General features: G+C 65.0%; 5 protein-coding genes. 4 read left to right on the top strand and 1 reads right to left on the bottom strand.

Annotated elements, in window-relative coordinates; translation table 11 throughout:
• A partial coding sequence (gene priA, locus JX283_RS06835; RefSeq protein WP_204829906.1) for a primosomal protein N' occupies positions 1-1,838 on the top strand: 1,838 nt, incomplete at its 5' end.
• 100 nt (positions 1,839-1,938) lie between these two features.
• Here the strand turns inward: priA and JX283_RS06840 are convergent.
• Positions 1,939-2,868 (bottom strand): Fic family protein, encoded by a 930-nt coding sequence (locus JX283_RS06840; RefSeq protein WP_204829907.1) that lies wholly within the window; start codon positions 2,866-2,868, stop codon positions 1,939-1,941.
• 317 nt (positions 2,869-3,185) lie between these two features.
• Between JX283_RS06840 and JX283_RS06845 the strand changes: the two genes are divergently transcribed.
• The 3 genes from JX283_RS06845 (at position 3,186) to JX283_RS06855 (ending at position 9,550) form a co-directional block, all read left to right on the top strand.
• Positions 3,186-3,800 carry a recombinase family protein gene (locus tag JX283_RS06845; RefSeq protein ID WP_204829908.1) on the top strand — a complete coding sequence of 205 codons (615 nt, stop codon included), beginning with the start codon at positions 3,186-3,188 and terminating at the stop codon, positions 3,798-3,800.
• A gap of 209 nt (positions 3,801-4,009) precedes the next feature.
• On the top strand, positions 4,010-9,022 hold the full coding sequence (locus JX283_RS06850) for a type ISP restriction/modification enzyme (RefSeq protein ID WP_204829909.1): 5,013 nt from the start codon (positions 4,010-4,012) through the stop codon (positions 9,020-9,022).
• A 42-nt stretch (positions 9,023-9,064) separates the two neighbouring features.
• Positions 9,065-9,550 carry a hypothetical protein gene (locus tag JX283_RS06855; RefSeq protein WP_204407056.1) on the top strand — a complete coding sequence of 162 codons (486 nt, stop codon included), beginning with the start codon at positions 9,065-9,067 and terminating at the stop codon, positions 9,548-9,550.
• Positions 9,551-10,201: the final 651 nt, after the last annotated feature.

Below are 10,201 nucleotides of genomic sequence, written 5' to 3' on the forward strand. Positions count from 1 at the left end.
CCGTGCGCCAGCGCGAGCTCCTCGCCGCCCTCGCCGAGGGGCCGCAGCGCCTCGCCGAGCTCAAGGCCGTGGTGCCGGGAGCCCAGGGGGCCGTGACGGCGCTGGCCAAGAAGGGCGTCGTGGTGGTGGAGAGCCGCCGCACCCAGGACCCGGCCACCACGCTCTCCAGCGCCCGGGCCGCCCGTCCGGAGCGCCTGTCGGACGGCCAGGTGCAGGCCCTCGACGCCGTGGACGCCGCCGTGGCCGACGGCTCCGGCGGCGTNGTGCTCGTGGACGGCGTCACGGGGTCGGGCAAGACGGNGGTCTACCTCTCGGCCATCGAGCGGGTGCTCGGGCAGGGGAGGGGCGCCGTGGTGCTCGTGCCCGAGATCTCGCTCACGGCCCAGACCGTGGGACGTTTNCGCAGCCGCTTCGGCGACACGGTGTCCATCCTGCACTCGAGGCTCTCCACCGGCGAGCGCCGCGANCAGTGGGAGCGCATCCGCTCCGGCGAGGCCCGCGTCGTGGTGGGCGCCCGCTCGGCCCTGTTCGCGCCCATGGCCGACCTCGGCCTCGTGGTGGTGGACGAGGAGCACGAGCACTCCTACAAGCAGGACCAGGCGCCCCGCTACCACGCCCGTNACGTCGCCGCGGAGCTCGCGCGCCTGCGCGGGGGCGCCCTCGTGCTGGGGAGCGCCACGCCGTCCATGGAGGCGGTGGCCCGCTGCGCCCGCGGGTCGTGGCGCGGCGCTTCGTGGACGTCGGTGACCATGGAGGAGCGCCCCGGCGGGGCGACGCTGCCCGCGGTGCAGGTCGTGGATATGCGCAGCCAGTTTGCCGCCNACAACAACTCGCCGTTCTCGGCACCGCTCCGCAAGGCCCTGGTCGAGAACTTCGAGGCGGGGCACAAATCGGTGCTGCTGCTCAACCGCCGCGGGTTCGCCACGTTCCTCATGTGCCGCGACTGCGGGTGCGTGCCCACGTGCCCGCACTGCTCCACGGCGCTCACCTACCACGAGCGCACCCACGAGCTCGCCTGCCACTCCTGCGGNCGCACCTGGCCCCAGGCGGCGTTTCCCAACCCGTCCACGCACTGCCCGGCGTGCGGCAGCCGCTACCTCGCCGCCTACGGTGTGGGCACCCAGCGCGTGGAGGACGAGCTGCGCATGATGCTGCCCGACGCCCCCGTCGTGCGCATGGACGCCGACACCACCCGGGGCAAGGGGGCCCACCAGGCGCTGCTCGAGGAGTTCGACGCGGCGGACGGCGCGGTGCTCATCGGCACGCAGATGATAGCCAAGGGCCTGGACTTCCCCGAGGTNACGCTCGTGGGCGTCATCAACGCCGACACCACCCTCAAGCTGCCCGACTTCCGCGCGTCCGAGAGGACCTACGACCTCCTGGAGCAGGTGGCGGGCCGCGCGGGCCGCGGCGAGGACCCGGGCCGCGTGCTGGTGCAGACCTACTGGCCCACGCACCCGGCCGTGACGTGCGTGGCCGGCCACGACCGCGCGGCGTTCAGGGCCTTCGAGCTGGCCGACCGCGAGGAGGCCGCCTACCCGCCGTTCAGGCGGCTGGGCAACGTGGTGGTGTCGGGCGTCAACGAGGCGCTCGTGGAGCGCGTGGTGGACCAGATCGCCGCGGCGCTGCGCTCCCAGGCCGAGGGCGAGCAGGGCTGGCAGGTCGTGGGGCCGGCGGAGTGCGTGAAGGGCAAGGTGGCCGACCGCCTGCGGCGCCACGTGCTGGTGAAGGCGCCGGTGGACGGCGACCTGGGCGGCTTTCTGGCCAGGGCCTGCTCGGCGGTGNACAGCCGGGGCGTCTCGGNGGCCATCGACGTGGACGCCTACGACCTGCTGTAGGTGGCGGCGGGCTTCGGTGAGTGGCTTCAGAGGCTTCAGTGAGCGGTTTCTGGGGGTCCAGGGGCTTCAGTGAGCGGGTTTTCACTCACCGAAGGGTCGTCTACGGGCGGCCCACGTCGCCCCTCCACAGGTAGGCGGACGACCTCCCCGACCCCAGCAGCTCCAGCAAGCCGTCGCGCCGGGCCTGCGCGAGCACCCTCTTGACCGTGATCTCGGAGATGTCTGGCAGGGCGGCCAAGATGTCCGCTTTCCGGAACGGGCCTTGGTGGAAGGCCATGAACTCGACGACCCTGTCGCCTTTGGATGTCGGGGCGCCTCCCTGGCCCTCGAGCCTCCGGCGAGCCTCTTGCTGGCACTCCGTCAAGGCCTCGAGGTGGAAGGCGAGAAANGGCCTCGGGTCCGACGCGTTCTCGTGCCATCCCATGGAGGATGCCTGCAAGGCGTCGTAGTACTCGGGACGACGGCGCTCTATGACGGCCTCGAGGGGGGAGTAGAGCACGGCGTCGTACCCGTCCTTGAGGAGCAGGAGCTGTGTCAGGATCCTGCTCATGCGTCCGTTGCCGTCCGAGAACGGGTGAATGCAGGTGAAGTCGAGGACGAAGGCGCCACAGAGGAGGAGCGGGCTAACGCCGCCGGCCTCATGAGCTGCCGACCATGCCCGGCAGAGCTCCTCCACGGCATCCGGTGTCCTGCTCGCGGAGACGGGCTTGAACCTCGTGGAGAGGGCGCCGTCGGGCCCGACCTCCGCGATGACGTTGTCGCTGTCCTTGAAACGGCCCCCGATGGACTCCCCGCTCCTTCTGTAAAGGTCGCGGTGCAGCTGGAGGATGAGCCCGGGAGTGGGCTCCATGGCGCCGTGGTTCTCCTGCACGAGGGTGAGCGCGTCCCTGTAGCCCGCGATCTCACGCTCGTCATGGGTGCACGGCGCTGCAATGCCTCCGGCCACGGCAAGGCCGCGTTCGGGCGTGGTGCGGATTCCCTCGATGGCNTTGGAGGCCAGGGTGCTCATGATCCTGGTGTCTGATGCCATGGAGGAGAGGGGTGCGGCCCTTCCGTCACTGACAGCCTCCCATGCGCCGCGTCCGCGTTCGGTCTCTGCGAGGAGCCCAAGGATGGTCGGGTCCGATGCAAGCTCTGGCCAGGGGTACTCGAAGAGGTGCATGGAGGGCTCCTTTCGGNATCATGTGGGCTAGATCGGTATCAGCTATGCAAATCATGATACTGATACTGCACCGGTCCTGCCAGCCCTCCCAAAACAGAACAGATGTACGCTATACTGGAGAGAGACCCCCTCCCGCGTCGCCCCGGTGCCGCGTCTTTGCCCATGGATCGCGAGGGGAGGGCGCCATGGACCACCGTTCCTTCGGCTACGCGCGCGTGTCGTCCGCAGACCAGAACCTCGACCGCCAGCTTGACGCCTTCGCGGAGCTGGGGCTCGACGCCGTGTACGAGGACAAGGCCAGCGGCAAGGACTTCGACCNNCCGGGGTGGCGCCGTCTCAAGCGGCGGCTCAGGGCGGGCGACGTCCTCTACGTGCTGAGCATCGACCGCATCGGCCGCAACTACGACGAGATAATCGCGGAGTGGCGCGAGCTCACGCGCGACAGGGGCGTGGACATCGTGGTGCTCGACATGCCGCTGCTGGACACGCGCTCGGACGCCGAGGGCGTCACGGGCGCCTTCATCTCGGACATCGTCCTCCAGCTCCTCGCCTACGTGGCCCATCTCGAGAGGGAGAAGATCCGCGAGCGGCAGGCCCNGGTCATCGCCGCCGCACGGNCCCGCGGCAAGCACCTCGGGCGCCCCAGGATCGCGCGCCCCGACTGCTACGAGGCCGTGAGGGAGGAGTTCCTCCGCGGCGACCTTACCCGCAGGCAGGCGGCCCGTCGCCTCCAAGTGAGCGTCTCGACCTTCGACCGTTGGAGGGCCGAGGACGGCGCCTGCGCCCAGACGACGGGTTGACCGGGAACGGTGGGGCCGTCTGCGCTTCTCCTGTGAACTTCGCAGAACGTAGTCGTTTTGAGGAGCCCCCTCAAGCGCCTTCTCGAGTGCTGACCCGCCGCGAAATGTGCAGGTAGTTACTTCGGTTCATTTTCAGATAATACCCTCTCAAAACGACTACCTTTTCGTGACCTTGGGCCACCTGCCGCGTCCGNTCGAAGNACGNAAGCGTGGGAGAGAGCCAGGTCAACCTATCTGTCCGCGAGGTCTTCGACCGTATCGTCGCGGAGTCCGTCAACANAAAGGACCAGGGCACCGCCTGGGAGCGGGCCGTCAAGTTCTTCCTTGAGAACGACCCGCTCTATGCCGACAGGTTCGACGGCGTCTGGATGTGGGCCGACGCCCCCACCAACAACGGCAAGCAGGACGTGGGCATCGACCTCGTGGCCCGTGACGCCAAGACCGGCGAGTACTGGGCCATCCAGGCCAAGTGCTACACGGACGCCGCCTTGTCCGAGGGCTCCGTGGCCACCTTCTTCATGCAGGCCACGGAGGACGTCTACACCTACCGGGTCCTTGCGGACACCGCCGTAAAGCTCACCAAGAACCTCGAGGCCTACATCAACGAGCACGACAACGTCGTGCGCATCNGCCTCGACGACATCGAGCGGTCCAACCTCCCGTGGCAGGACTTCTACACCAACGGCATGCACCTCACCTGCGAGGAGGTGCGGCAGGGCCGCGAACGCCTGGTCTTTGAGCCCCGCAAGCATCAGCGCAGGGCCATCGACGCCGTCAAGGCCGAGTTCGAGACGGCCGACCGCACCACCCTCGTCATGGCCTGCGGCACCGGCAAGACCCTCACGGCCCTGCGCCTGGCCGAGGAGCTCGTGCCAGGCGGCACGGTGCTCTTCCTCGCCCNGTCCATNAGCCTCGTGGCCCAGTCCATGCGCGACTGGGCCGAGCAGGTGCGCGGCCGTCTCAACCCCTACGTGGTGTGCTCCGACCCCAAGGCGTCGAGCCTGGGCAAGGGGGACCCGGCCGAGGTGGCCGAGTCCTACGGCACCCTCTCCATGGTGCCGTATCCCGCCACCACCAACTCGGGCCTTCTGGCNTCGCGCTTCCGCGCCGACCCCGGCGCCCTCAACGTCGTCTTCTCCACCTACCAGTCCATCGACGTCATCCATGAGGCCCAGGAGGCGGGCCTGCCCTCCTTCGACCTCGTGATCTGCGACGAGGCCCACCGCACCACGGGCCGCATGCACGGCGAGGACGGCAAGGCCGACGAGACCGCCTTCGTGCGCGTCCACGACAACGCCTGGATCGACGCCCGGCGCCGTCTCTACATGACGGCCACGCCCCGGGTCTACCAGACCAAGGACGACGAGAAGCTCGCCGGCATGGCCAAGGTCTCCGACGGCCTCGTGGCGTCCATGGACAACCCCGAGNTCTACNGCCGCATCTGCCACCGGCTCTCCTTTGGGGCCGCGGTCAACCAAGGCCTGCTCACCGACTACAAGCTCGTGGCCATGCAGGTCGACCAGTCCATGATGCCGCGGTCGATCCAGCGTCTCGTCGCCAACAACGCCAACGAGATCGAGATGCCCGACGCCGCGCGATTCCTCGGCGTGTGGAAGGCGCTATTCGACCGCACCCATGCCGGCGGCGTCATGGATATCGAGGGTGCCGGCGTCGTCGAGGGCGAAGACACCCGTCGCGTGCTGCACCATGCCATCGCCTTCGCGGCCAACATCGCCGCGTCCAAGTTCCTCTCCGACCAGTTCCAGCATGTGGTGGACGCCTACCTCCAGGGCATGGAGGAGGAGGGCTCGGACTCCGGTGACGGCGGCCGTCACGNGCGGGTGGNCGTCAGGCACGTGGACGGCACCATGACCGCCCCGGAGCGCGCCGAGCGCCTCGACTGGCTTGCGGGCGGCGATGACGACGACGTCTGCCGCATCCTCTCCAACGCACGTTGCCTCTCCGAGGGCATCGACGTGCCGGCCCTCGACGCCGTCGTCTACCTCTCCAAGCGTCGCAGCAAGGTGGACATCATCCAGTCCGTCGGGCGCGTCATGCGCACGTCGGCGGGCAAGCGCTACGGCTACATCATCATCCCTATCTTCGTGGCGGACGGCAGCGACCCCGGCGAGGCCCTCTCGTCCAGCCGCGAGTNCGGCCGCATCTGGGATGTGGTCTCGGCCCTGCGCTCCCATGACGAGCGCCTGGACGCCAAGATCAACGCCGCCTCCCTGGGCGACTCCGAGTCCCTCAAGGAGGTCGTCGAGTTCGAGGTGCTCGACCCCTCCCGTCTCGACAGGCCCAAGAACGTCGCGCACCGCGCTCACCGGGTGGGGGAGGATGCCCGTGACGAAGACTACGAGCCCACGGCCCCCGAGAAGCTCAAGCGCGGCGAGGTGGACCCCAACCAGGGGCAGCTCCTCCTGGGCGAGGACGAGGAATCCCTCCAGGAGATGGCCCGCGCCATCCGCGCNCAGATCGTGCGCAAGTGCGGCACCAAGATCTACTGGAACGAGTGGGCGGGTGATGTCGGCGCCGTCACCCGCGCCCGGGCCGACCAGATTCGCTCCCTCGTGGCCGAGCCGGGCGAGGCGGCCGACGCCTTCGACGGGTTCCTCACCGGCCTCCGGGGCACCCTGAATCCCGANTACGACGCGGACCGCGCCGTGGACGTGCTGGCCCAGCACGAGGTGACCAAGCCCATCTTCGACGCCCTGTTCAACCAGGACCAGGTGCGCGAGGGCAACCCCATTGTGGCCGGCATCGACCGCGCCCTGACGGCCCTCTACGACGCGGGCCTCAGGTCGTCGCTGGACAGCCCCGAGCTCAACGACCTCTACTCCCAGGTGCGTGTCATCGCCTCCCAGGTGCAGAGCGACGCCGCCAAGCAGAACCTCATCNAGGAGCTCTACAACGACTTCTTTGCCACGGCCTTCAAGGGCACCGCCGAGGAGCTGGGCATCGTGTACACGCNCGTGGAGGTGGTGGACGCCCAGCTCCTCATGGTGCAGANGGCCCTTGAGCGGGAGTTCGGCCAGCATCTCGGCGACAGGGGGGTGCACGTCCTCGACGGCTTTGCCGGCANGGGCATCTATCTCACGCGCCTCATCGAGGACCCCACCCTCATCTCGGACGAGGACCTGCCCTACAAGTACGAGCACGACCTGCACTCCAACGAGATCGTGCCCTTGGCCGCCACCATCATGGACATCAACATCGAGCAGTCCTACCACGCCCGCATGGGCGGGGCCTACAAGCCATTCCCCGGGGCGCTCCTCTGCGACACCTTCCAGCTGGGGGAGGAGGACAACGTCATCGACCGGCGCACGTTCCTGGAGAACAGCGACCGCATCGAGGAGCAGGTGAACACGCCCATCACGGTCATCGTGGGCAACCCGCCGTACCGGAAAGTTGACAAGGACGGCACTGGTATTCAAAACGCAAAGTATAAGACCCTGGATAACCGTATTTCCGAGACTTACGCTAACAGGAGCAAGGCTGGGCTAAAGAACTCTCTCTACGATCACTATATTCGTGCCTTCAGGTGGGCTTCTGACCGTATTGGAGAATCTGGCGTTGTGTGTTTTGTCTCCAATGGTGGCTGGTTAACAGGCGATGCAGGTGTTGGCGTCCGTCAGTGTTTTACCGACGATTTTAATTCGATTTATGTGTATAACCTTCGGGGTAATCGGCGGACCCAGGGCGAAGAGTCCAAACGGGAGGGCGGCCAAATCTTCGATTCTGGTTCCCGCGCAACTATCGCGATAACGTTATTGGTAAAGAACCCAGGTTCGAAAGAGCACGGGGCAATTTGGTATCGTGACATCGGAAACTATCTTAATCGTCAACAAAAACTGGATATTCTCAAAGAGGCTGTTGAGGGTGACCCGGAGTGGGCTCCACTCATTCCTGATCGACACGGAGATTGGCTCGACCAGCGTGATGATTCGTGGTATGAGTTTGCGCCAATTGGAATTAAGAAGCGAAAGAATCCTANGGGCCTGTTCGAAATCTGGTCCTTGGGAATTTATACCGGACGAGATGCATGGGCATGGGGCTTCTGTGCTTCGTTAGTAGCTGAAAATATGCATAATTTGGTAGATAATACAAATGTCGTAATACATGGGAATGACGTGAGTAAGGATGTGCCGAGNGATGACACTTCCTTTAGCTGGACTNGGCGCATGCGGGACTACGTGGATGATAAGAAACTCATCTCGTATAAAGACAATGCCATGGTTGCTGGCTCTTACAGGCCTTTCTGTAAAGAATTCTTGTACTACGACAAGGTGATGAACGAAATGACGTTGCTGCAACCTCGACTGTTCCCGCTCCCTTCGGACAAGGGGACGAAGGAATCTTTCGAAACATGTAGTGTTCGCATAATGCAGCATGCTCTTAGTTTCGAGAATNTNGCAATTTGTATTTCTCGGGGAACTGTATTGTTGACTTCAGTCATCCCTGACCTTCATTTTGTAGGGGACAGTCAATGCTTCCCGCTGTATTGGTACGAGGAAGCGGAAGTCGACGGCCTTCTCGGCAATTCTGCCCCCGTGCGCCACGATGCCATCACCGACGAGGCTCTCGCCGTCTTCCAACAGGCCTACGACGACACCTCTATCACCAAGGAAGACATCTTCTTCTACGTCTACGGACTGCTCCACTCGCCGGAGTACCGCAGGCGCTTTGCCAACNACCTCAAGAAGGAGCTGCCCCGCATACCGCTCGCTAAGGACTTCCGCGCGTTCGAGGAGGCCGGCCGCAAGCTCGGCGAGCTGCACGTGAACTACGAGTCGGTGGAGCCCTGGCCCGTTGAGGAGGTCGGCTGCTCGGAGAACCCCGGACGGACCGAGAAGATGGCCTGGGGCAAGGTGCGCGACAAGGAGACCGGCAAGCTCGTCAAGGACTTCACCGTCCTCAAGGTGTCCGACAATCTCACCCTGCGCGGCATCCCCGAGCGGGCCCAGGATTACGTGGTCAACGGCAAGAGCGCCCTCGCCTGGCTCGTGGACCGCTACAAGGTGACCACGGACAAGAAGAGTGGAATCGTCAACGACCCCAACCTCTNTGCGCCGGACAACCCCCGCTACATCGTGGACCTGCTGGAGAGCGTCATCCGCGTGTCCATGGAGACCTTGGATGTCATGGACTCGCTGCCCCCGTTGGAGGAGCTGCCGCACCCGGACAACTGGCCGGCTGCGTGGTCAATGGACATCGAATAAGCGCGGATGTATCTGATCCAGTCGTGATGAGAATGGGGTCATATGGAGGATTGGGAGCGTAAGGTCGACCGGTTCACAGCGATGGCCCAGCGCTACCACGCAAATCTGCGGCGCGCGGTCGAAAAGTGGCACGCCGCCGAATCAGGTGCCCTCGACCTTGTCGAGGTGGACTGCGCCCTGTTCGGCGCGGTCGGGGCCCTCGTCGCGGTCTGCGACGTCCGCCCCGACCTCAAGGATGATAAGGAGAATCCGGCCGTACTCGCACTAAAGTTCGCCAACAACCGTCTGAAGCACGACGGCTCTATCTCCAGGATGGGGGCACCCAAGGCCGGGGCCGTTCGATTCGGGTTTCCGCTCGTCAGCTTTGTACCGGATGTCTACTGGCGCGACTACCCGTTTTTCAAGAAAGAATGGCGGCACGAGAACCAGTGGGAGGCCTACAGGGCAGAGCTCGCACGTAGAAGTGCTCCATGGTCCCTATTCGCCATTGCCAGCGATATCGGAGTAGGCCTCGAAATCGAGGCTTGAGGTTATCGGGCGGCTGTCTCGGCATCTATCGATTACGATGCGCATCTTCACCCCTTACATGTCCAAAACGAGTTTTAGATCGACAGTATGCTTTTAATTCTNAAAGGATTCTGTATACTGTTCCTTGTATAGGGTCATAAGTAAGGGGATNCCATGGTTTCTTTGAGAACGCGANGAAGGAGTCCACGTTTTCGGTGGCTTCGGGTAGCGACCGTCCCTACGTGGTGATGCAGGTCACTCTCAAGGAGAAGTTCCTCGGCACCGGGTCCGGCAACCTTGTGGAGCTGGAGAACGTTATCAACANAACAGGCGGCCAGGGGTTATCGCCTGCGCACGATCTCGACTTCCGCCAGCGGTAGCGTGGGTCTTGGTGGTGGTGACCGCATCCAGGCCACCATGGTCTTCGATCGTGTCCAGTGAGGTCTGAGAGGCAGTATCTCGCCTCAGGTTGAAGCGCGTGGTTCCCACCCTGCGCCCCTCGCAGAAGACCTTGAGCCGCCCTATCACCTGGCCCTTCTCACCCGCTGCGGCAGAGGGGTCGCCGTTCTCCAGCCGCGGCAGGGTGGAGCGTGAGACGCCCGCCCCTCGCGCGGCTCCCTCCGATGGGGAACAATCCCGATTTCCCCTCATTTCTCGCCATGAAGTGAGGGG

The sequence above is a fragment of the Olsenella sp. CU969 genome, assembly GCF_905219715.1.
Taxonomy (GTDB): Bacteria; Actinomycetota; Coriobacteriia; order Coriobacteriales; family Atopobiaceae; genus Granulimonas; species Granulimonas faecalis.

Bases quoted from the DNA above. Each gene is read 5' to 3' on its own strand.
- JX283_RS06855 (WP_204407056.1), top strand. From the start codon at position 9,065: ATGGAGGATTGGGAGCGTAAGGTCGACCGGTTCACAGCGATGGCCCAG.